At 35.2% G+C, this 24102-nt stretch carries 26 protein-coding genes and 1 pseudogene; 9 read left to right on the top strand and 18 right to left on the bottom strand.

What is annotated here, in order from left to right; genetic code table 11:
• Positions 1–272 precede the first annotated feature (272 nt).
• The gene (locus MHH42_RS02635; RefSeq protein WP_087969380.1) at positions 273–1361 is read left to right on the top strand and encodes an aromatic acid exporter family protein; all 1089 of its coding nucleotides are present in this window, start codon (positions 273–275) and stop codon (positions 1359–1361) included.
• Positions 1362–1375: 14 nt separating this feature from the next.
• Here the strand turns inward: MHH42_RS02635 and MHH42_RS02630 are convergent, their stop codons facing one another.
• The 4 genes from MHH42_RS02630 to MHH42_RS02615 form a co-directional block, all read right to left on the bottom strand.
• Positions 1376–3136, bottom strand: coding sequence for an ABC transporter ATP-binding protein (locus MHH42_RS02630; RefSeq protein WP_001161636.1), 1761 nt, complete (start codon positions 3134–3136; stop codon positions 1376–1378).
• A gap of 54 nt (positions 3137–3190) precedes the next feature.
• Positions 3191–3721, bottom strand: a complete 531-nt coding sequence (gene ntdP, locus MHH42_RS02625; RefSeq protein WP_000885402.1) for a nucleoside tri-diphosphate phosphatase — start codon at positions 3719–3721, stop codon at positions 3191–3193.
• Between the two features lie 274 nt (positions 3722–3995).
• Entirely contained in the window at positions 3996–4256 is a 261-nt protein-coding gene (locus MHH42_RS02620; protein ID WP_000651154.1) for a YgaB family protein, read from the bottom strand.
• Positions 4257–4444: 188 nt separating this feature from the next.
• Positions 4445–4726, bottom strand: coding sequence for a gamma-type small acid-soluble spore protein (locus tag MHH42_RS02615; RefSeq protein WP_340892867.1), 282 nt, complete (start codon positions 4724–4726; stop codon positions 4445–4447).
• Between the two features lie 125 nt (positions 4727–4851).
• On the opposite strand from MHH42_RS02615, the gene MHH42_RS02610 reads away from it, so the two are divergent.
• The gene (locus MHH42_RS02610; RefSeq protein WP_000275432.1) at positions 4852–5076 is read left to right on the top strand and encodes a hypothetical protein; all 225 of its coding nucleotides are present in this window, start codon (positions 4852–4854) and stop codon (positions 5074–5076) included.
• A 35-nt stretch (positions 5077–5111) separates the two neighbouring features.
• Here MHH42_RS02610 and mutY read toward each other — a convergent pair whose 3' ends face one another.
• Positions 5112–6209 (bottom strand): A/G-specific adenine glycosylase, encoded by a 1098-nt coding sequence (mutY, locus tag MHH42_RS02605; RefSeq protein ID WP_000171374.1) that lies wholly within the window; start codon positions 6207–6209, stop codon positions 5112–5114.
• Between the two features lie 150 nt (positions 6210–6359).
• Between mutY and MHH42_RS02600 the strand changes: the two genes are divergently transcribed.
• Positions 6360–7340 (top strand): metal-dependent hydrolase, encoded by a 981-nt coding sequence (locus MHH42_RS02600; RefSeq protein WP_000379139.1) that lies wholly within the window; start codon positions 6360–6362, stop codon positions 7338–7340.
• Between the two features lie 23 nt (positions 7341–7363).
• Here the strand turns inward: MHH42_RS02600 and MHH42_RS02595 are convergent, their stop codons facing one another.
• Positions 7364–7630, bottom strand: coding sequence for a YfhJ family protein (locus MHH42_RS02595; protein WP_000998161.1), 267 nt, complete (start codon positions 7628–7630; stop codon positions 7364–7366).
• 122 nt (positions 7631–7752) lie between these two features.
• Between MHH42_RS02595 and MHH42_RS02590 the strand changes: the two genes are divergently transcribed.
• Both MHH42_RS02590 and MHH42_RS02585 read left to right on the top strand, forming a co-directional pair.
• Complete coding sequence (locus MHH42_RS02590; protein ID WP_000517891.1) at positions 7753–7911, top strand: small, acid-soluble spore protein K; 159 nt, start codon at positions 7753–7755, stop codon at positions 7909–7911.
• Positions 7912–7960: 49 nt separating this feature from the next.
• Positions 7961–8113 (top strand): YpzG family protein, encoded by a 153-nt coding sequence (locus tag MHH42_RS02585; RefSeq protein ID WP_000122093.1) that lies wholly within the window; start codon positions 7961–7963, stop codon positions 8111–8113.
• A 64-nt stretch (positions 8114–8177) separates the two neighbouring features.
• Here the strand turns inward: MHH42_RS02585 and MHH42_RS02580 are convergent, their stop codons facing one another.
• Together MHH42_RS02580 and recX are read right to left on the bottom strand one after the other, a co-directional pair.
• A complete protein-coding gene (locus MHH42_RS02580) occupies positions 8178–8495 on the bottom strand; it encodes a YfhH family protein (protein ID WP_001057037.1) in 318 nt (105 codons plus the stop codon).
• A 13-nt stretch (positions 8496–8508) separates the two neighbouring features.
• Positions 8509–9321: a recombination regulator RecX gene (gene recX / locus MHH42_RS02575; RefSeq protein ID WP_000268511.1), complete on the bottom strand. Its 813-nt coding sequence runs from the start codon at positions 9319–9321 to the stop codon at positions 8509–8511.
• A gap of 81 nt (positions 9322–9402) precedes the next feature.
• Between recX and MHH42_RS02570 the strand changes: the two genes are divergently transcribed.
• From MHH42_RS02570 to MHH42_RS02555, 4 genes are all read left to right on the top strand, one after another.
• On the top strand, positions 9403–10308 hold the full coding sequence (locus tag MHH42_RS02570) for a TIGR01777 family oxidoreductase (RefSeq protein WP_000684404.1): 906 nt from the start codon (positions 9403–9405) through the stop codon (positions 10306–10308).
• Between the two features lie 142 nt (positions 10309–10450).
• Entirely contained in the window at positions 10451–11581 is a 1131-nt protein-coding gene (locus tag MHH42_RS02565; protein WP_000698290.1) for an amidohydrolase, read from the top strand.
• 241 nt (positions 11582–11822) lie between these two features.
• On the top strand, positions 11823–12380 hold the full coding sequence (locus MHH42_RS02560) for a GNAT family N-acetyltransferase (protein WP_000914740.1): 558 nt from the start codon (positions 11823–11825) through the stop codon (positions 12378–12380).
• Between the two features lie 110 nt (positions 12381–12490).
• On the top strand, positions 12491–12610 hold the full coding sequence (locus tag MHH42_RS02555) for a YfhE family protein (RefSeq protein WP_000358484.1): 120 nt from the start codon (positions 12491–12493) through the stop codon (positions 12608–12610).
• A gap of 459 nt (positions 12611–13069) precedes the next feature.
• Here the strand turns inward: MHH42_RS02555 and MHH42_RS02550 are convergent, their stop codons facing one another.
• The 10 genes and pseudogenes from MHH42_RS02550 to MHH42_RS02505 all read right to left on the bottom strand — a co-directional run bounded on the left by MHH42_RS02550 (position 13070) and on the right by MHH42_RS02505 (position 23946).
• Positions 13070–14236, bottom strand: a complete 1167-nt coding sequence (locus MHH42_RS02550; RefSeq protein WP_000594698.1) for a diglucosyl diacylglycerol synthase — start codon at positions 14234–14236, stop codon at positions 13070–13072.
• A gap of 412 nt (positions 14237–14648) precedes the next feature.
• A complete protein-coding gene (gene pflA, locus MHH42_RS02545) occupies positions 14649–15380 on the bottom strand; it encodes a pyruvate formate-lyase-activating protein (RefSeq protein ID WP_000238486.1) in 732 nt (243 codons plus the stop codon).
• A 69-nt stretch (positions 15381–15449) separates the two neighbouring features.
• Positions 15450–17699 (bottom strand): formate C-acetyltransferase, encoded by a 2250-nt coding sequence (gene pflB / locus MHH42_RS02540; protein WP_000192129.1) that lies wholly within the window; start codon positions 17697–17699, stop codon positions 15450–15452.
• A gap of 152 nt (positions 17700–17851) precedes the next feature.
• Positions 17852–18071: pseudogene (locus MHH42_RS02535) on the bottom strand (hypothetical protein).
• Entirely contained in the window at positions 18040–19584 is a 1545-nt protein-coding gene (locus MHH42_RS02530) for a glycosyltransferase family 2 protein (protein WP_340892864.1), read from the bottom strand. Before MHH42_RS02530 ends, MHH42_RS02535 begins: the two are co-directional and overlap by 32 nt.
• Positions 19577–20542, bottom strand: a complete 966-nt coding sequence (locus tag MHH42_RS02525; RefSeq protein WP_000037046.1) for an NAD-dependent epimerase/dehydratase family protein — start codon at positions 20540–20542, stop codon at positions 19577–19579. Before MHH42_RS02525 ends, MHH42_RS02530 begins: the two co-directional genes overlap by 8 nt.
• Positions 20539–21783 (bottom strand): nucleotide sugar dehydrogenase, encoded by a 1245-nt coding sequence (locus MHH42_RS02520; protein ID WP_000994263.1) that lies wholly within the window; start codon positions 21781–21783, stop codon positions 20539–20541. Before MHH42_RS02520 ends, MHH42_RS02525 begins: the two co-directional genes overlap by 4 nt.
• A complete protein-coding gene (locus tag MHH42_RS02515; RefSeq protein WP_033660278.1) occupies positions 21773–23320 on the bottom strand; it encodes a glycosyltransferase family 2 protein in 1548 nt (515 codons plus the stop codon). Before MHH42_RS02515 ends, MHH42_RS02520 begins: the two co-directional genes overlap by 11 nt.
• A gap of 13 nt (positions 23321–23333) precedes the next feature.
• On the bottom strand, positions 23334–23528 hold the full coding sequence (locus MHH42_RS02510) for a hypothetical protein (protein WP_000899471.1): 195 nt from the start codon (positions 23526–23528) through the stop codon (positions 23334–23336).
• A 16-nt stretch (positions 23529–23544) separates the two neighbouring features.
• Entirely contained in the window at positions 23545–23946 is a 402-nt protein-coding gene (locus MHH42_RS02505) for a hypothetical protein (protein ID WP_000335537.1), read from the bottom strand.
• Between the last annotated feature and the right edge of the window lie 156 nt (positions 23947–24102).

Raw genomic sequence — 24102 nt, 5'->3', positions numbered from 1 at the left:
AAGTGAAACTTTAATCAGTGGGGGTTTTGTTCATCCCCCACTGATTATTAGCCCACACCAATCGGGCATTTACGGGCAGCCCGACTCCCACCTAACTCCTTTGCTCTAGCCGAACTTTGAGGTAGGAGTTCTACTGCCCGCAAATAGCGGGATAAATGAATCTTAATTTCTTTTTTTATATCACTAAAATATCACTTGCTAACATATTGTAATGAATGTATAGTATCATGTTGTACATTCATTATGACAAGAGAAAGGATCTTATTAAGGGTATGAAACTTGGTGCTCGCATTTTAAAAACGGGTATTGCCATCACATTAGCTTTATTTGCTTGTATTTTACTTCACTTACCGAGTCCGGTATTTGCGGGAATCTCAGCTATATTCGCTGTTCAACCGTCTGTATATCGTTCATATTTAACTGCACTTGAACAAATTCAAGCAAACGTAATTGGTGCGGTATTCGCTATCGTATTTGCTACTGCTTTTGGACATAATCCTTTTATTATTGGATTAACATGTATATTAGTAATTGCTCTTACATTACAATTACGATTAGAAAACACAATATCAATTGCTTTAGTAACAGTTATCGCCATTATGGAGTATCAAGGCGAAGATTTCTTTAGTTTTGCCTTACTTCGCTTTGCGACGATTATGATCGGAATTATTGCGGCTTCAATTGTAAATTTAGTGTTTATGCCGCCAAAATACGAAACAAAGCTTTATCATCGTATCGTTGATAATACAGAGGAAATTGTGAAATGGATTCGAATGAATAGCAGGCAAGCTTCTGACTTTACAACGTTAAAAACTGATATTGATCGTATGAAAGAAAAAATGATCAAACTAAACCATTACTATTTGCTGTATAAAGAAGAAAGAAGCTACACGAAAAAAGTACAGTTCGCAAAAATTCGTAAGCTCGTTTTATTCAGACAAATGTTAGCGACGACAAGCCGTGCTTTAAGTACGTTAAAATCATTACATCGCACTGAAAATGAACTGCGCTATATGCCAGAAGAATTTCAGGAATCTATTCAAAACGAACTTGACTCATTAACGCATTATCATGAACAAGTTTTATTAAAATTTATTGGTAAAGCAAAGAAACAACAATCCGTTGAGATGCTTGATGAAGTTGAAACAGGTAAACAAGAATTAATTGATATCTTTATGGAGTATCAAAACAAAGATGATGAGGAAGCATATAAAACATGGTTACATCTATTCCCTCTTATTTCTTCAATTATTAATTATAGTGAAGAAGTAGAGCATTTAGATTTACTTGTGGATAGCTTCTACACATACCATAAACCAGAAACAGAACTCCAAATCGATGATAAAAAAGAAGACGAATAAAAAAACAGCTCCTTTTACGCTAAAGGAGCTGTTTCTGTTATATTTTGAAGTTGATATAAATTGTAATAGAATCCCCTTTTTTTCATTAACTCTTCATGAGAACCTGTTTCTTTAATTTCACCATCTTCAATGTAAATAATTGTATCAACATGCGTAATCGTTGCTAATCGATGTGCAATTATAATCGTCGTCCGATCAGCAGCTAACGTTTGAAGTGCCTCTTGAATATACCGTTCGTTTTCTAAATCTAAAGCAGAAGTTGCTTCATCTAATATAAGTAACGATGGATTCTTTAGAAATACTCGCGCAATTGCTACACGTTGCCTTTGCCCACCAGATAACTTCACACCACGTTCTCCAACAACAGTATTATAACCATCTGGTAACTCTATAATAAAATCATGAATTTGCGCGGCTTTGGCTGCTGCAATCACTTCTGTCTCTTTAGCTTTCGGATTTCCATATAAAATATTAGCTCCGATTGTATCGCTAAATAATAAATTATCTTGCAGTACAATTCCAATATGGCTACGTAAATTTCTCATATCATACTTTCTTACATCTATCCCATCTACATAAACTGACCCTTCCGAAACATCATAGAAACGCGGAATTAAACTAGCAAGAGATGACTTTCCTCCCCCACTCGCTCCTACAAGTGCTACCTTCTCTCCTGGCCGCATAGTTAATGACAAGTTATGTAATATCTCTTTTTCATCTGCATTATAACGAAAAGACACATTATCAAATACAATTTCTCCATTTAATTTTTTCGCTTGTACCGCATTTGGCACATTAACAATATCGTACTTTTCATCTAACAGTTCAAACACTCGATCCATCGAGGCGAAAGATTGCGTTAATGTTGTAGATGAATTAACAAGGCGGCGAAGCGGACTATATAAACTATCCATATAACCAACAAAAGCTACCATAGTCCCTAGCGTTAACTGACCTTGAATTACTTCATATGCTGCAAAACCAATGACAAGTAACGGGCCTAAATCAGTTAAAGTATTTACTGCCGAAAATGTTCTCGCCGTCCAACTTGTATGCGTTAATGCTTTCGTTAAAAATTCATTATTTCTTTTTTCAAACTGCTTACCCTCATACTCTTCTAATGCAAAGCTACGCGTCACTTGCATTCCTTGAATACGTTCATGTAAATAACCTTGCATAGTTGCTAACGCTTGTGAACGTTCTTTCGTCAATTTTCGAAGACGTCCGAAAAAATATTTCACCGCAACAACATAAATAGGTAAAATCAATAAAGCAACAAACGTTAACTTTATGTTCATAGAAAACATAACAATAATAGCAATCGCAATTGTCGCAGTATCTAACCAAACATTCATTAAACCGGTAATTACAAAATCCTTCGTTTGCTCTACATCATGGATTACACGTGAAATAAGCTCTCCTGTTTTTGTATTCGAATAATAACGCAAGCTCAATTTTTGCAAGTGACCAAAAATATGTTTCCGCAAATCATATAGTATTGTATTCGCGATACGTTGCGCGAAATATTGACGATAATATTCAATCGGTGGCCTTAATACTGCAAAAATAAAAAAGGCTATCCCAATCGCCGTTATTAATTGGGACGTTTTATCTTGAAGTGAACCCCCACCTTGGATTACATCGTCGATAATATACTTTAATAACCATGGCATAATAAGCGGGATACCGAACTTAACTAGACCGATAACAATTGTAATAGCAATAAGCCATCTATATGGTTTAACAAATTGTAAATATCTTTTTATACCTTGCACATAATCCCCCCTCTAATAGGACAAACCTGCCGGGAAATCCCCTGCAGGTTTGTTTTAATTTCTGTACATTAAATATCTCTCATACCACATATCTACGAAATCTGGTGCAAATGGACCTTTTCTTTGATGAATCCACTGCGTTAAATGTGCTACATTTCGCTTTAAAATTGTATCAATAACAGGTGGATATTGCATGATTTGACTATGCTTTTCATACTCATCTTCATCTAACAGTGTATATGTCATATCTGGATACACTTTAATATCTAAATCATAATCAATATACTTTAATGCTTCTGAATCATATGCAAAAGGAGAACTTAAATTACAATAATAATATACGCCCTCTTCTCTTAGCATCCCAATCACATTAAACCAATAGTTTGCATGAAAATAACAAATTGCAGGTTCCCGAGTAACCCATGTTCGGCCATCTGATTCTGTAACTATTGTTCGATCATTCGCTCCAATTACAAGACTCTGTGTCCCTTTTAAAATCGTTGTCTCTTCCCACATTCTATGAATGGAGCCATTATGTTTATAACTATGTATTTGTACTTTTTCTCCTTCTTTGGGAAATGCCATATATGCTCCCTTCTTTCAACTGCAAATGCCCTTCTTAAATTAAATCAACTATCCTTTGAACTGCATTCACTTTTTTTCTATTATAACTTTTTTGTCGAAATTTTAAAACTAAAGCGACAAGACTCTATTTTTCACACTGCATGTTTATTGTTGAATACCATATCCCTACTGAGGCTTTTCCTGACTCATTTATAAATGAGGAAATAATAACAGAAAAAGCCCTTCCTTATTTTCATGTTAAGAAGGACTTTTCATCTGAAGGTAAGAACATATCTTATCCTAAATTTGAAATCATTTTTTCAGTTTCAAAAGATTTAATCACACTATTCGTTTGCTTTTCGAATTTTTCATGTAATAGTTTCAATGCTATTTCTGTTCTATATATTTCTTGGCGAATAAAATGTAAGTCTTTTTTATCGCACGTATCCTTTTCACTCACTTCAATTTGCTGATACTTCTCTAAGTGTGATTGCAATTTTAACAGCTCATCCATCGTTTCCAATTGCTCTCCTACCAACTTATCAAAATCCTTCATTACTTACCCCCTTTTAGATTTATTCATTAGTTATTATTCCTAATTACATATTTCTAATCTTTAACTTCCTTCTCCTTTGACTACATTTGTTGACTTATTAGAAGTTATGTCGTTCACTTTCTTTTCATTACAATGACCCGCACACAAAGAAAACACTTCTCTCGAATTGGAGAAGTGTTTTTCTTTCATTACTCGTTTGAACTAGAAGATTGTGATTGTTTTGCAGCTGATTTTGCATTTTGTTTTTTCACAGCATGCACGTCTGTTTCAGTTGCAAATTCTGTACCATAACTAGCGTTTGCACTTTGTGCACCAGAAGCTTGTGCTTTCTTTGCTTCTGATTGTGCGTTTGCTTGTTTTAATGCTTGTACATTTGTTTCAGTCGCAAACTCTGTACCATAACTAGCATTTGTACTTTGAATGCTAGCACCAGAAGTTGCCTTGTTATAACCTTGTTGTTTTTTACTCATCTTTCTCACCTCCACAACCAATAATGTAACCAATTCACTCGGAAACTATCCGTAATTTTCTGTTGAAAAATTTCCGCATATATCTCTTAATACTCATTCAAACTATAGGGTACGGAGGTGGAAATATGTATATAGGACGCGATATGACTGAACTAACGATGATTTCAAAAAATGAATGGAAAGAAGATGAATTAGCTTATTTTCATCATTCATTACAACAAATTTTGCCCTATTTAAACGCAGAAGGTCAAAGTATTTATAAAGAAATTGTAATAGAAATTGAATCAAGAGGTGGCTTACAAGAAGGTAATGCCAGTTGGACTCATGGGACAAAAATTTCTTACGATTAAAAAAGTGTTCCCAATCTAGGGAACACTTTTTTTGTTTATTGCATTGTAATTTGCTCAACACAACTCTCATAAATCGTACGATGCGATTTAGAGAAAGGTAACTGCTCAAATGCTTCTTTCGATACAAACTTTAATGTATCTGTTTCAACAATATCACCAGTTACTTTTCCGTAAAATACGAATATATCCCAGGTGCGATGCGTAAACGTATGTTGCACATTCATTGCGTACTCATCAATAGAAATCGAAAGCTCAAACTTTTCCTTCATATAATCTATAAGCTGTTCTTTCTGACTTCGAATCCCTTCACCAAGTTCAATATTCGGAAACTCCCACATATTAGCTAATAATCCGCTACTTGGACGTTTATTAATAACGTAACGACCATCTTCAGTTTGAAGTACTCCTGCAACAAGCGGTACCATTGTAGGAGCTTTCGCTTTACTTTTTACTGGTAGTTCTTTTTGAACACCTTCAGCATATCCCCTACAATGCTCACGTACAGGACAAAGTAAGCATGCTGGATTTTTAGGAATACAAATTAGTGCACCTAATTCCATCAAACCTTGGTTAAAATAAGATGGATTTTCAGCTGAAATAATTTCCCGCACAATCTCTTCAAACACTTTTCTAGTTTTCGGTTTTGCAATGTCATCCCATACTGATAAAATACGGGATAACACGCGCATAACATTTCCGTCAACTGCTGGCTCTGGTATACCATATGCGATACTTAAGATTGCACCTTTTGTATATGGTCCCACTCCTTTTAATTTTTCAATTTTCTTTACATCACTCGGTACTATCCCGCCATATACTTCTTTTACCTCTTTTACAGCCGTGTGTAAATTTCGTGCTCTAGAATAGTACCCTAAACCTTCCCATGCTTTTAATACTTCTTCATCATCAGCATTTGCTAAAGCTTCCAACGTAGGGAACTTCCCCATAAAATTTGCGTAATATGGTTTTACAGCTTCTACCCTTGTTTGCTGTAACATAATTTCCGAAACCCAAACACGGTATGGATCTTTATTTTTTCGCCACGGTAAGTCGCGTTGCTCTTTTTCAAACCAACCAATTAAATCATTTTGAAACTGCTCTATGTTAAATTTTTCTAATATTTCAAGTGTCAAACTTGATCCCCCTCATTTTTTTGCATATACGTACTATTATAAAGATTTTTAGGAAAAAATTTAAGTAAGATGACATAGGAAATAGAAGGCAAAGGACTTGAGGTATCGAATAAAAAGAGTTACATTAATAAAAAACGGAGGTGGATTTCTATGGACACAGCCACTCACCTTGTTATGGGTGTCACTTTAGGTAGTTTGGCAACATTAGACCCAGCTATAGCGCAAAGTGATATTGGACCACAAGCAGTTATGCTCGCTACAATTGCTGGTTCCAATATTCCTGACATCGATACAGTTTTAAAATTGCGTAATAACGCTAAATATATAAGAAATCATCGCGGGGTTACTCATTCCATTCCTGCAGTAATTCTTTGGTCATTCCTTATAAGCGGCATCTCTTTCGCCTTCTTTTCAGACGCTCCATATCTTCATCTACTACTTTGGTCATTTATAGCTGTCTTTCTTCACGTCTTTGTAGATATTTTCAATGCCTACGGTACACAAGCGTTACGGCCTTTCACAAAAAAATGGGTCGCACTCGGCATAATTAATACGTTTGATACTGTCATTTTCTTTATCCATATACTTGCGATTGCTTGCATGCTCGTAGGTTCCCATAAAGGATATACAGCCTTAGCTGCATATATATTAATGATTGTTTACTATATCGGACGGATTATGATGCATAGAAATATAAGAAGCGTTGTACACAAACGTTTCAAACATGTTGAGAAGATCATCATTTCTCCTTCTTATCGATTTTATCATTATCATTTAGCAGTCGTTACGACTGATTATTACTACGTTGCGAGATGGCATCGTGGTAACATTATGATATACGATAAGTTCGATCGGGTACCGTTCCCAGATAACGCTATTATGAGAGCTGCTAAACAAGATGAAAACATCTCGGCCTTCTTATCTTTCTCTCCTGTATATCGTTGGGATATTTTTGATTATGATAACTATTACGAAATTCGATTCATTGATTTGCGCTATCGAAGTAAAGATTATTATCCATTCGTTGCAATCGTTCAGCTCGATCAAAATTTAAATATTATTAATTCTTATACCGGATGGATTTTCAGCGAAGAAAAACTTCGAAAGAAACTGGAATTGCTTCCACATTAAAAAAAGCGACTTTAGTCGCTTTTTTAATGTTTTAAATGGTCTTCTTGATTAATTAAATGGCTGTATTTCGGATTATTTGTACGCATTTCATGAAGACGCGCTCCATGATTATTAATCCATGTTCTTACTACTTGCTCAGTCATCTCCTCCCCTTGATAACGACCTGATTTCGCATAAGTTGTTTGAAAATCTTCCCAAAGTAATTCAACCCACGCACGAGCTTGTCCGTAAGAAAGCTTGTCATTCTTGTCTAATAATTCTTTCGTTAATGCTTCATAAATATCATTCATGTTCTAATCTCCTTTTACCTATTTATCCCTTCATTTCTAAAGGATAGTTTCTTCTATTTTGCACATTCTATAAGTGATACTTCTTAAAGAGGTATCAACTGATGATGAGGAGGGCGTTCGCAATGGGTAAACAAGCCGAATTTTGGTCTGAGTCAAAAAACAACAGCAAAATCGACGGTCAGCCGAAAGCGAAATCACGCTTCGCTTCGAAACGACCTAACGGCACAATTAACACGCACCCACAAGAACGTATGCGTGCTGCAAATCAGCAGGAAGAGTAGTAGTACAGGTACAGCCTAAAAAATTAACTTCCTACACGAGGTGATAAAGATGAGCTACCGTGATCGTTTAGATAGTCGTTCTGAATTATTTAACCATACGTGGACTCGTCCGAAACATGCGAAAGCGCAAGTTAACGGACAGACGCAACAAACCCAGTCTCTCATTATATTGGCCAACGAGTGTAAAAAACGCCAATTTTAGAATCTCCTATCTCCTTTAACGCCTACCAAAGATGAAAACCAGAGAGATATTCGCTCTCTGGTTTTTATTTTTCTTGCAACAAGGAAATTGGTATCCCAATCTCTTCATTATCATTTTGCTTATAACCCCAAGCAAATACCCCATTGAAGTACGTAATTTTAAATAATACACCAGGTTCTTCTACTAATTCATATGTCTCACCAATATGGAATTTGTTTATATCAGTCATGTAAGCACGGGCCATAGCCATCTTTCTCATTAATACATCGAATTCATTTACAATTCCAAGTTGCTCAGCCTTTACTGCTTGCTCCTTCAAAGCGCCAATTTCTTCTCTAAGCTCATGCTGTGTCATTTCACTGTAGCGTTTTGGCATATTCATCTTATTATTCCCCTCATCCCTCTTCACTTTTCATTTGTAAAAATATCTCTATTTCATCAATAGAAAATCCTTTTCGATATAACGCTTGTTTCATCTTATTTTCGAATGTCCATCCATCATACTTCCTATATTTCTCATAATATTTATTCCCATGATAGTGTAAAGCTTCTTGTTGCTTTTCGTCATCTTTTTCGTCTTTCAATTCTTCCAAACAAATTTGAATCACATCTCTAGAATATCCTTTACGAACAAGCATTTCATCTAACTTTAGCTTCATTTGTAAAAATGAATGCTTTTGATAAGATTTTTTCTTTTTTTCTACAAGAATCAAAGCATTTTCAATTTGCTTCTCCTTTGGATACTCTTGTAAACTATGTGTAATGATTAGATCCTGAACGCCTTTATTTAACAGCTCTCTTTTTATAACAGTTGGACCTTTTCGATTCACATTACTTTGCGTTCGCGTATATAAAATGGCATACTCTTTATCATTAATATATCGATCATGTAATAATTTCGAAACGACTTCAGAGATGATGGCCTGTCCCACTTCTTTTTTTCGTAAAAAATCTTCTATTTCTTGTTTCGTTCTCATTTGATAGGATAAATAGGAGATTGCTTGTAAATATGCTTTTTGTACCTCTTCATTGAACAAAATATTGCCTAACTCTATTTCATCAATTTCTAAACCTTTTTGTAATCCATGTTTCATTAAAATTACTTGATCCACACTAAATCCGTACTCTTCACCTTGACCTTTATCAATATAAATATTAAATCGCTCTTTCGATCGTTTTTGCACTTCTATTTTTGTAATGACAGCCATACTCTCACCTCTCTATTATTTTAACATAGTCAAGGAACATTTTTGCTTTTCAAGAATATATATAATGAGGAGGAAATAATTATGAAAATTGCAATTTCTGGTGGTACTGGCTTTATCGGCAAATATCTATCTACTTTTTTCATTCAAAAAGGATACACAGTCTATATCCTTACCCGAAAAAATAAAATTGAAACTTCAAACCCTAACCTTCAATACGTGCAATGGACACCAGATTTACCTACTTTCCCCCTCTCTTCTATTGATATAGTTATTAATCTAGCTGGAGAGTCAATCAATAGTAGATGGACAAAAAAACAAAAAGAAGCAATTTTAAACAGTAGAATTCAAGCGACAAGAGGACTTATTAAACAACTACAAACACTCAGCACAAAACCACATACATTTATTAACGCAAGTGCTATTGGATACTACGGAACTTCTGAAACAGAGTCTTTTACCGAGCAGCAAGAAACTCCCGGAAATGACTTTTTAGCAGAAACAGTATTTTTATGGGAGCAAGAAGCATGTAAAGCACGTTCTCTTGAAATCAGAACAATATACGCAAGATTCGGAGTCATATTAGGTGCAGACGGAGGTGCTCTTCCAAAGATGCTACTTCCCTATCAATTTTATATCGGAGGCACAATTGGATCTGGAAACCAATGGTTATCATGGATTCATATAGATGATGTCGTTCGCATGATTGATTTCATCATACACAAAGAAGAAATTAATGGTCCTCTTAATATTACAGCCCCGTTACCTATAAGAATGAAGGAATTTGGAGAAACCATGGCAACTATAATGAGAAAACCTCATTGGTTACCTGTCCCTTCATTTATGCTTCACGCTTTATTGGGTGAGATGAGTATACTTGTACTAGAAGGGCAACATGTATTACCTAGTAAAGCAATTGAACATGGGTACCAATACACATTTCCGACAATAGACCATGCATTACAAAATATACTTTCGCATACAATGTAGTACTTCTAAAACACAGTTTTACAAGGGGTTCCCTTTCAAAACTTTCATTTTCTAGGATTCAGAGCATTACTACACAAATAACCTTTCAGTTACTTTTTCTTCAATCACATTAATATTGTAAAGTAACAGAAATGAGGTACCTATGAAAATATTGCTCAAACAAGCCATTGTGTATCCTATTACATCTCCCAAGTTTCAAGGTGATGTACTCGTTATAGGAGAACGAATTGCTGAGGTCAAACCTTCTATTCAGCCTACTCAAGATATGACCGTTATAGATGCGCGAGCTCTTCATCTCTTACCTGGATTTATTGATGTCCATACTCACCTTGGTCTCTATGATGAAGGCACTGGTTGGGCTGGAAATGATGCTAATGAAACCTCTGAAGTTTCAACACCACATATCCGTTCTTTAGACGGAATCCATCCTTTTGATATCGCATTTCAAGACGCTGTACAAAACGGGATCACAACTGTTCACGTTATGCCTGGGAGTCAAAATATTATCGGCGGTACTACTTGTGTAATAAAAACTGCTGGAACTTGTATTGATCACATGATTATTCAAGAACCTGCTGGTTTAAAGATTGCCTTTGGAGAAAACCCTAAAAAGGTTCATAGTAATGGAACGAAAGAGTCCATAACACGCATGGGCATTATGGGGTTACTTCGGGAATCATTCTATGAAGCACAGCACTACGGGCATGAAGCTGATTTTCGAATGCTCCCTATTTTAAAAGCATTACGCCGCGAAATACCGGTACGTATCCACGCTCACCGTGCTGACGATATTAGTTCTGCTTTACGCTTTGCAACAGAATTCAATCTTGATTTACGTATTGAGCATTGTACAGAAGGACACTTTATTGTTGAAGAGCTTTCAAAACACAATTTAAAAGTTTCAGTTGGTCCCACTCTTACACGCCGGTCTAAAATCGAACTAAAAAACAAAACATGGGATACTTACCATATATTATCTAAAAATGGAGTAGAAGTTTCTATAACAACTGATCACCCTTATACACCAATTCAATATTTAAATGTTTGTGCTGCTGTCGCAGTAAGGGAAGGGTTAGACGAGAAAACTGCATTGGAAGGAATCACTATATTTCCAGCGAGAAATTTGCGTTTAGAGGATAGAATTGGAAGCATTGAGGTTGGAAAAGACGCTGATCTCGTGTTATGGACACATCATCCTTTCCATTATTTAGCCAAGCCTGTACTAACTATGATTGACGGAAAAATAATTTACAAAAAAAATAAAAAAAACTAGTTTATTTTTTTGACTAGATAAAGTATTATACGATTATAAACTGAATGAAACCATAATCAATTTGTGTCGTGATTATCATTTTCAAATTGATGAATGGGGAAGGCAAATGGTGCGCCACCAGCGTTATAAACTGGTTCTAGTGGGTTCGATTCCCACCCCGAAATTTTTTAAAGATTGATATAAAAATTTCGAGGGTGGGGTGCTTTTTCGTCATGCTACCCTCGTGTGAGGAGGAGTTAGTGTGTTGAAAAAACGCGACTTACACGACAGCCACGTTCTATACGAGTTAATGGTGGATCCAGCTGTCTTCCCTTTTGTGCGTCAAAAGGCTTATTCTTATGAGGAATATTTATTTTTAACGAAACAAACCATTGAAGCCGAAGAGCGTGGAGAGTTAATTTCACGCACAATTTTAGATGAATGGGGTAACCCTATCGGAACAATTACTTTATTTGATGTGCAAGAAAAAGCTGGATTCCTTGGAACATGGCTTGGAAAACCATACCATGGCAAAGGCTATAATAAATTGGCGAAAGATTCATTTTTTAGCGAACTTTTCTATGAGTTAGATATTGAAACCATCTTTATGCGTATTCGCAAAATAAATATTCGTTCTATTAAAGCTGCCGAAAAACTACAATATGTGAATCTAGCAAATGAAACGAGAAAAGCCGTTTATGATGAAATTAACGTAAATGAAGAAGTATATAATCTATATGAAATTCCAAAAGATCAATATACACTTGCAACAATGCGTGATACAACATTCCAAGACGCCCACCACTTAAAAGAAGCGTAATCTAAATTTTTAGAAATAATAATTAATCATTAACCGTTTGGCATATATGTATATCACCCCATGTCTTTGGAAACGATAGATAGTGACTTTAGGACACGAGGTGATTTGTAATGGATAAAAAGAAACGTGACAAAGCGAAAAATACATTATCTAGTACACAAGAAGTTCTATATCAACGAGAATTTCGAAAAGCAGATCGTGCAGCGGGATATCGCTCAAAAAGTATTTAAAGTGAAAATGAATAATTAGAAGTTTTCCCCCCTAATTATTCATTTTCATTACATAATTTTCCCGATTGACAGAAATAACCTAAAAGAGTTCCCTTATACATAAGGGAACTCTTTTGTTGTGGACAACTTTATCCACAACATCGATATGATTGTGAATATTTTTCTAAAAACTTTGATATTTTTATATATTTTCGCACATATCAACTACTGGAATTGTGGATATTTTTCTAAAAATTGTGGACAATGTGGATATAGTTGTTAATATTCCGACTTTACCGTCTAATGAAAGCGCATCCCTTTGTGGATAAAGTGAAGGCTTTTACGGGAAGCTATCTCCCACCTAACTTCCTCGCATTCGCCCAATTTCGAGATGGGAGTCTTACTTCCCTCAAATAGCCGGATAAAGGAATCTTTACAATAAAAGGAACCCTCTTTAAACATATAAAAGAGGGTTACATATTAAGTAAATGATTCTGCAAGAGCAGGTGATTTCATAGGTATATGATTCGGCTCTGCATGATTTTCTTCCAAAATTGTATCCACGATATGACATGCCGGTTCAGGACGATAAATATTTTTCATTGCTTCTTTCATTTGGAGAAGCTTCATATCATCTTGTAATAACGCCTCTGTTTTTGCAAAAACCTCACTGTCATCACGGATTACAACTGCAGCTCCTTTTTTTTCAAAATACAACGCATTTTCATTTTCTTGTCCTGGGACAGGCTTATATAAAATGACAGGTACTTGTAATGCTGCTGCTTCGCTTAATGTAATACCACCTGGCTTCGTAATCATACAAGAAGTAACACGGAATAACTCATCAATGTTTTCAACATAACCAAATACTTTTAAAGCATCCGAATTTTGTTCCTGTAATCCTAATAAATCCTGTTTTAAAGCTTCATTTTTTCCGCAAACGACAACTACTTGTAAATTAGGTACGGCCATAAATGACTGGCATAGTTCTTTTACACTTCCTAGTACCCCATGAGCACCTGCTACAATTAGTAAAATCTTTTTATTCTTACATAACTGATACTTATTATATATAATGTCTTGATTTATCTTTAGCTCAAAACTATTACGAATTGGAATTCCAGTTTCAACAATTTGTTCCGCAGGTACACCAATATCAACCATCACCTTTTTCACGTGATCAGTTGCTACAAAATAACGATCTACTTCACGATGAATCCATATTTTATGCACACAAAAATCCGTCAACACATTATAAACAGGGATTGAAATACCTGTTTGCTTTTTCAACTCAGGTACAGCTATGATTGGAAAGGTATTAATAACGATATCCGGTTTCTCCACTTGTAAAAGTGATTTCAAACGTTTCCTTCCAAAATTTGCGTACCAAGATGCTATTTTTTTATCATAAATTTTTTCTACCCCGTAATAAAACAAACGATATAATTCTTTTCCTATTGTATAACTTTTTAAATATAAATATTTTGTAATGTCAGTTATAAATGGATGTGATTCTCCAAACAAGTCGCATACAATTACATTTTCAATTCCTTTTTGGCGAAATGTTTGTTCTAATGTTTTCGCTACTTGCACATGACCATTACCGTAATGTGCAGTTAAAATTAAAACCTTGGGGTTTTTTATCAAACAAATCCACTCCTAGCTTTTTGTTTCTCCATATTGCATATACGACAATAGGAAAAACATTTTCCTTAAACATTACATACTTGGATTCCAATATTCCCCTGTTAGCTATGTACCTGTCGTGGATATGCAAAGCATATAAGATTGACCCCTTAATCCTATCCGTGCTCATATCTTTACATTATACTTTCCTATAAGAGCTTTCGCAATAACTTACAAATGTTCTCTATTCCATGATACTCACTCTTTTACTTCTTAATTCTTTTTACCATTTTGATTTCCCTTTACAATTATGTAAATTTCTCCACTTATTCCTTACAAAAATATGGATATTCTTTTTTCAGTATACTCTTTTCTATATATATACTCTAGGTTTTATTGTAAAGAAAGCAAAAAGTCTAATCCAATATTTGGATTAGACTGCTTTTAAAATATGTCTCGCTTGTTCTACATTTTTTTCCGTAGGTGGTTCTACATTTGCGAGTGGATATTTATGCCCAAGCGCCTCCCATTTATATACACCAAGCTTATGATATGGTAGCACTTCAACTTTCTGAACATTAGACAGACTTTGAATAAAGCTAGATAATTTTTGCAGATCCTCTTCATTATCAGTAACACCTGGAACTAATACATGTCGTACCCAAATCGGTTTATTCTTATCCGATAAATAACGAGCAAATTGTAAAATATGTTCATTTGATTTCCCTGTTAATTTACGATGTTTCTTTGAATCAATATGTTTCAAATCCAATAAAACTAAATCTGTATAATCCATTAATTTATCCAACTTTTGCTGGAATTCTGGCTCTTCAGAATAACAACCTCCAGAAGAATCAATTGTTGTATGAATTCCAACTTCCTTACATTTCTTAAATAATTCAATTAAGAAATCTAACTGTAATAATGGTTCTCCACCACTAACTGTTATACCGCCTCCAGAAGCTTCAATAAATGGAAGGTAACATGTCACATCCTGCATTACTTCTTCAACTGTTATTTCTTTTCCTTTACCGATCTCCCACGTATCAGCATTATGGCAATATTGACAACGTAATAAACACCCTTGTGTAAATATGACATAACGAATCCCTGGGCCATCAACAGTACCACAAGACTCTACAGAATGTATTCTTCCTTTTACCATGTTACTTCCTCCTTTATTGAAACAGCCTCCCTCCACTACATATTAAAAGCGGAGGGACACTTTTTTCACTTACATGCTTTCATGCATTGTACGGTTAATTACATCAATTTGTTGTTCACGAGTTAATTTAATAAAGTTAACAGCGTAACCAGATACACGAATTGTTAATTGTGGATATTTTTCAGGGTGCTCCATTGCATCCATTAATGTTTCACGATTAAATACGTTAATATTTAAGTGATGTCCTTCTTTTATTGCATAACCATCAAGCATAGATACTAAGTTGCGTACTTGTACATCATCTTCTTTACCAAGTGCTTTTGGAATAATAGAGAATGTATTGGAAATACCATCTTGTGCATCTTCATATGGTAATTTAGCTACAGATAATAGTGATGCTAATGCACCTTTTGTATCACGACCATGCATTGGGTTTGCGCCCGGTGCAAATGGTTCTCCAGTACGACGGCCATCTGGAGTATTACCAGTTTTCTTACCGTATACGACGTTAGATGTAATTGTTAAGATTGACATTGTATGAACAGAATTTCTGTATGTTTTATGCTTACGAAGTTTATTCATAAATGTTTTCACAAGATTTACTGCGATTTCATCTACACGATCATCATTGTTACCATATTTAGGGAAATCACCTTCAATTTCAAAGTCAACTGCAATACCATTTTCATCACGAATTGGTTTTACTTTTCCGTATTTAATTGCACTTAATGAGTCTGCTACTACAGACAATCCTGCGATACCTGTCGCCATTGTACGAAGAACATTTGTATCATGAAGCGCCATTTCAATACGCTCGTAGCTATATTTATCGTGCATATAGTGGATAACGTTTAATGTATTTAAATATAGACCTGCTAACCATTCCATTGTCATATCAAACTTATGCATAACTTCTTCATAATCTAATACTTCAGAAGTAATTGGTGCGTACTCAGGGCCAACTTGAGCTTTAGATTTTTCATCTTTACCGCCGTTAATCGCATATAGTAATGCTTTCGCTAAGTTTGCACGTGCGCCGAAGAACTGCATTTGTTTACCGATTCTCATTGCAGATACACAACAAGCAATACCGTAGTCATCACCGTAGTCAGCACGCATAATGTCATCATTTTCATATTGAATTGCTGATGTTTTAATAGACATTTTTGCACAGTAGTTTTTAAAGTTCTCTGGTAATTGTTTAGACCAAAGAACTGTTAAGTTTGGTTCTGGAGCTGGTCCTAAATTATCTAATGTATGCAAGAAACGGAATGAGTTCTTTGTTACTAATGGACGACCATCTAAAGCCATACCACCGATAGATTCAGTTACCCAAGTTGGGTCACCAGAGAATAATTCATTATAATCAGGTGTTCTTGCGAATTTCACAAGACGTAATTTCATAATGAAGTGATCCACGATTTCTTGTACTTCTTCTTCTGTTAAAGTACCATTTTCTAAATCTCTTTCAATGTAAATATCTAAGAATGTAGAAGTACGTCCAAGACTCATTGCAGCTCCGTTTTGCTCTTTAATCGCTGCAAGATATGCGAAGTATAACCATTGGAAAGCTTCTTGTGTATTTGTTGCTGGTTTAGAAATATCAAAACCATGAGAAGAAGCCATTTGTTTTAATTCTTGAAGTGCACGCATTTGCTCAGATAACTCTTCGCGTAAACGCATCGTCTCTTCGCTCATTACACCACCAGTTAAATTAAAATCAGCTTTTTTCGCTTCAATTAAATGATCTATACCATATAGCGCTACTCGGCGGTAATCACCGATAATACGTCCACGTCCATATGCATCTGGAAGACCAGTAATAACACCTGATTTACGAGCCGCTTTCATTTCTGGTGTATATGCATCAAATACACCTTGATTATGAGTTTTACGCCAGTCTCTGAAAATCTTACTAAGTTCTTTATCCATTTCGTATCCATAAGATTCACAAGCTTGTTCCGCCATACGAATACCACCATATGGTTGTAATGAACGTTTAAATGGCTTATCAGTTTGGAAACCGACTACTTTTTCAATATCTTTATTTAAATATCCTGGTTCATGTGATGTAATAGAAGAAACAATTTTTGTATCCATATCAAGAACGCCACCGTTTTCACGTTCTTTTGTTGTTAAATCCATTACTTGATCCCAAAGTGTTTTCGTTGCTTCAGTTGCTCCCGCTAAGAAAGATTCGTCCCCTTCGAAAACGTTTACATTATTTAAAATGAAATCGCGAACATCAATCTCTGCTTTCCATTTTTCACCTTTAAAGTTTTCCCATGCGTTTTTTACATTTTCTAATATTTGAGTCATCCTAATCTCCTCCATTTTTGATTAGTACAGGAATAAGATTTTTTATATAACAGCTTACACACTTAGAATACTACTTTTTTGCGAAAGTGAACGAAATAGTTGTGACATGTTTGTGAAATGTTGAGCAAACTACTGTATGCATAGTGTTAACTTCACTCAAAAGTCTTTATAATTAACCCTTTCTTTAATTGTATTTTTTTGGTATCCTTATATACGAGTCCTATTTTGTAATATAAGAACAATACCCATTGTAGAGCTGTAATACTCTTATCTCCTAATCTGTTATAGTTTTTATAACGGAACAAAAAAGTGTACATATGTTGTACACTTTTTTTGTTACCTATAAAACATCTCTTTTTCTATTTCCATCATAGAATCCACCCCGACTGCCCTTTAATGCAATTAATTGCTCTAATCCTTCGATATGATCACCAATAATTCGAAGTACAGCTGGAGGATGTCCTATTTTTGCAAAATGTTCACTAGGACGAATACGGTTCATTTTATCGACCTCAACACGACTGACACATGCAATTTCGAATCCTGAAAGAACAGCTTTCACTTGCGCTACACAAGGTGACAGTAAAGATCTATATCCTATTGCTTTCAAACACGTCTTACTAAATGCATTAGGTACGGCAATAAGAGAGCCTACTCCTAAATCTTTTCTATCACAAGCTAAATTTAACGCATATTTAAATGCAGTTACGAGATGAAGTGGTACTCTTAAATCTAAATAATGATTTAGATCATTTAATGCGACATCTTGCCCATCTGCAATAGCTTTTGCAAAAGGATATAGCTCACTAGCTGGAATAACAAAATCACCGTCTATAAATAACACAATTTCTCCTTTTGCAAAATAAGTTCCAAGCGAACGCCCCACATCGTTTCCGAGTGCTTCTTTATATATAATTGTTGTTGCTCCTTTTTCTTTTGCAATTGTTGCCGTTTTATCTGACGAACCATTTACAACAACGATGATTTCAAAAGGTTCAATTTTACGAAGCTCCTCTATAACGTTTCCAATTGTTTTCTCTTCATCTTGTACAGGAATAATTACCGATAATTGCTTTCCTTTATACAAATTAGATGTAACGCCCCATCCTTGATAAAAATCTTCAAAATTTAAAGTATGATAGACACTCTCTCTTTTCCGATTTCCATCATAATATCCTCCACGCTCATCGCTGCCTATTATCCGCTCCGCTACAGCTTCTATATGGTCACCTATCATTCGTTTTTCAGCTTGTGCAAGATCTGTGCCATATGCTGCATGCTCGAGTGGCCGAAATTTATTCGGCGTAATAACGTCAATTGCACAATGACGACTAATTTTCCATTTACTTTGTGCTAAGCGTAAATGAGCTACAATAGGATTAACAAAACATTCATATCCAATACTTTGAACGACTTCTTTCGTCAACGCATGAGGTACAGATAATAAAGAATCAATTTTTAATTCTTCGCGCTCTAACATTGCATTTAATATTTGGCGCCATACTGTAACGGAATGTGGTTTTTGTTTTTTTAAAAATAATGCATCCAAATTATTTAAAACGATGTCAGCCTGATCATGTAAAATCGGATTAAGAAATAATCGCAATTTTGAAGTTTGAATAGCGAAATCTCCATCTATAAACAGTAATACATCACCTATCGCATGTTTTGCACCAACTGCGCGGCCAACGTCGTTACCAAGTGACTCTTTATTCTGAATTACTCTACATCCTAAACTCTCAGCAACCCCTTCTGTACCATCATTGCAACCATTAGCTACTACAATAATCTCTACTGGATTGAATGGCTTTACCGATTGAATCACGTCTGAAATCGTATCCACTTCATTACATACGGGAATAATAACCGATAATGACTTAGCCATTGTTTTCTTCACGAAACCATTTAATAGTTTCTTTCAATCCTTGTTCCCACGTTATTGTCGCTTGAAATTGAACAAGTTCTCTTAATTTTGTTACGTCTGGTCTTCTATTTGGAATTTCCTCAAAACCATGTGGATATACTTTTTCAAAAGGAACTTGTACAATTTTTGAAGAAGAATTTGTTAGTTTTTTGATTACTTCTGCTACTTCTTTAATATTTTTTTCATTCTCAGAACCTATATTAATAATCTCACCATTTACATTCTCATCCATTGCTCGAATCGTTGCCTCTACTGCATCACTTACGTACGTAAAGCAACGTGTCTGCTTTCCATCGCCATATACGAGAATGTCTTCACCTTGCAAAGCCGCCCGGATAAATCGTGGGATTACCCCTGCATACGGACCATCTTTCGCTCTTGGACCATAAATATTAAAATAACGAACAATCGTTACCGGCAAACCTTCTAATGCGTATCCTAAACATAATGTCTCTTCTAACGTTTTACAAACTGCATAACTCCAGCGTATTTTAGAAGTTGCCCCGTATAATCGATCTCCTTCTTCAGAGAAAGGTGGCTTGCCCTTACCATATACTTCTGAAGTAGACGCAAAGACTACTTTTTTCTTGCCTTTTAATGCTGCTTGTAAAATGTTTCTCGTTCCATCAAAATTTGTTTCAATGAGTTCTATACTTTTTTCCATTGTCGTTTTAACACCTAAAATTGCTGCCAAATGGAATACTACATCGTGTTGATTTACTAATTCATCGATTGCCTTTTTGTCTAAAACACTGATTGGAATAACTGGAATCTCTTTCATTAACTCATTATGATATTTATTTTTCCCTTTATAGAAGTTATCCACAATTGTGACTCCATAACCTCTTTTCACTAATTCTTCAGCTAGATGTGATCCAATAAATCCTGCTCCACCTGTAATTAAACATTTCTTACTCATGCACTCACCTTCTTTATAATTCCACGTGTATCGATTACTCGCTTTATTCTTTTAAAAAGCTCCCAATCGATATTAGAGTGATCAGTTAAAATTAATATACAATCTGCTTGTTTAACCTTTTGTTCATCCAAGGAAACAGATTGATACACCCTATCTCCAATTTCCGCAGAAGAAATATATGGATCATGGTATTCTATCTCGTATCCTTCTTTTATTAGTAATTGAATAATTGGCAATGCTGGTGATTCTCTCAAATCATTTACATCTTTCTTATACGCAATCCCTACAATTAAAACCGTTGCGGGTGATTGCACCATGCCTTTTACCTTTCCGACTATTTTCTCTGGCATTTCTTCATTAATTACATGTGCCGCCTCAATTAATTGACTAATAGCCCCATTTTTCTTTATTCTCCATTGAAAATATAAAGGATCTACAGGAATACAATGTCCTCCTATTCCTGGTCCTGGCCAATACGGAGTAAATCCAAACGGTTTTGTAGATGCAGCTTCAAGCGCCTCATAAAAATTAATATTCAAACTTTCACATAGCATATTTAACTCATTTACTAACGAAATGTTAACTAAGCGCTGAATATTTTCAAATAGCTTACACATCTCCGCTACTTTTGGAGAACTAACAGGAACAACTACATCGAAGATAGTGCTATACAAATCCTGTACCTTTTGTTTACATTGTTCTGTTTGTCCACTAATAACCTTTGGAATCGATTGAACTGAATATTGACTATTTGCCGGATCAATTCTCTCCGGTGAATAACCAATATAATAATCTACTCCTACCTTTTTACCAGTTTGAGAAATAATAGGAATGATAACTTCCTCAAGTGTACCTGGATATGTGGAGCTTTCAAAAATGAAGGTTTGTCCTTTTTGAAGGTTTTGTTGTATATAATGCGAAGCTGAAATGAGAGCACTTAAATCCGGTTCTCTTTGCTCATTAATTGGAGTCGGGACAGTAACAATAACATAATCACTCTTTTGGAACTCAGTAACACCTTTATCTGGTGTATTTACTAGTAAGCTTTTTTTAGTTAATAAACTTTGTAACTCTTTAGAAGAAACATCTGGAATATAACTTTCTCCTTTTATAATCGATTCTATTTTCCTAGTATCTTTATCTAGTCCAAGTACTGTATATCCTCTTTCTGCGAAATGGACCGCTAAAGGAAGACCAACATACCCTAATCCAATAATAGCTACTTTACTACTAGCATTCATCTGTATTCTTTTCTTCCTTTCTCAATTGTTGAATAATATCTCTATCCCGTTCTCCATCTGTAAAACTCCCGCGTTCGTCTGTATATTGTAATAGATAAGCAATCGCCTCAAGTTGATCACCGAAAATACGGTCAAATGCTGGAATACGTCCATTAACAAATCCATGTTGCTCTGGGCGTACTCGATTTGTTTTTATAACATCTACAAATTGTACTGCTGTAATAGAGAATCCCTCCAAAATAGCTTTCATTTGAGCTAATGGCGGGATAATGAGAGAGTCATATCCAATTTTATCCATTACCTTCTTATGCATAGCATGTGGCACTGCCGTTAGTGAGTTATTCCATAAATCTGGTCGTTTCGCTACTAAATTTACAAAGTATTTTCCCATACTAATTGGATCCGCGGGATGAAACATATCTAATAAACATTGCAAATCATTTAATGCCATATCACTCCCATCTTCAATAGCATGCAAAAAGGGAGTTAGTTTTTTTGCCGGAATAGCAAAATCACCATCAACAAATAAACAAATATCAGCTGTAGCATGCATGGCTCCTATCGCTCGCGCTACATTATGTCCAAGCGCCTCCCCGAATTCAACAACAATAACATTCTCTAGCTGTGCCTGTTTAATAGTCTCGATATCCGCTCCATTCGCAACAACAATAATTTCATCTACTCCTGCTTTTTTCACTTCTTGTATAACAGATTTTATAGTCATCTTTTCTTCTGACACTGGTATAATCGCACTATATTTCGCTTTTTCCTTCTTTAATACAGCTGGTTTATATTTCCCTATAAACTCTCTATCTCTGTTTCCCTCCGAAAAACCACCGCGTTTACCATATATTTCAATTACATATTGCAAAGCACGTAAATGATCACCCATAATACGACTAGTCGCTTTCGGATAAGGAGAACCAGGTGATGTTCCCGTATGCACAGGACGAACCTTATTTGTATGAATTACATCGACCGAAGCCATATCGACAATATCTACTCCTCTAGACATCGCCATCGCTTGAAATAATGCTGGATCTGCTAAATTCCACCACCCAAGTTTCTCAATAACTTCCCTACTCATCGCATGTGGAATTGCGATTAAAGATCCAACAACAAGCTCCTTTTTATTCAAATAGCGATTCAGCATGAATTTTCCAACTGTCGTATAATGTGGTCTCATCTTTAAATAAACCGACCATGTTAAATTATTCACAACAATTTGGTGCCCCTGCCGAATCCCTTTCACGAAACATTGTAACTCTTTACTCTCAATAACGATGTCACCATCTAAAAACAAGACAATTTCACCTTTTGCTTCTCTTGCTCCAATTGCCCGTCCCACATCATTGCCAAGAGAATGTTTATAATAAATCACATGACAATGATGTTGTATTGCTATTTCTTTCGTCCCATCTGTCGATCCATTATCTACTACGATAATTTCATACGGCTTCAGCTTCTCCACTTCTACTAAAACTTGAGATAACGTACTTGCTTCATTATGCGCCGGAATAACAACTGATACTCTCATACTTGTATCACGCTTACCCTTCCAAGCGAACATAGGCAATAATAGGAGTACGCACAATTACATCTTCCGGTGGTCCATAGGAAGGAGAAGTACGAACACTTACTGCCCCGTCTGTCACAGATAAAAGAATGCCTGCAACAATTTCTACAGCTGTCACAACTTGCACTAACTCACCAACATGGTTACGCAGTTCATCAGTAAATAACATATATAACTCTCCTTTCTTACACTTCTTTAATTGATATAATACTTGTAAATGGTAATAAAACTTCAGTTCCTATTCCTTCTTGCAGTATTAAGAAATCGTCGCCAACTGCTACAATAACACCTGTTAACTGCCCAACCGTCACAGTAATTTCGACGTTTTTACCTAAATATTGCTTTGCAATTTCTTTAAACGGTGATGTATTACATTCTTTTAAAATGTTACAAATAATCGATTGAAATTGACTTGATTTAATAAATTCTTCTGTAGCTTGCTTAGAATTTCTTTGAATAAATCTCGCAAAATTTTGCGAAAATAAAAGTCGTTCCACAGCAGGCAGTAACTTGTCATCTAAAAAATAACCTAATTGTCTATTAAACAGTCGGGATAATTTATGCCAATATTTTCTGAACAGACACATACACTTCTCCTCCTATTTATTTTTAAAATATAAAAAATACATTCATACATCTTAATGTATACAAAGCAGGCTTTTTATGTGATAGGTAAGACATACATTTTTCAAAGAAACAAGAATTTTTAACTAAATAAAAAAGATAGACGGTATCCCATCTAT

Origin of the sequence: Bacillus sp. FSL L8-0099 (assembly GCF_038006385.1) — a bacterium.
Taxonomy (GTDB): domain Bacteria; phylum Bacillota; class Bacilli; order Bacillales; family Bacillaceae_G; genus Bacillus_A; species Bacillus_A toyonensis.
The sequence above is the reverse complement of the archived record's forward strand: the minus strand, read 5'-3'. Positions and strand labels throughout refer to the sequence as shown.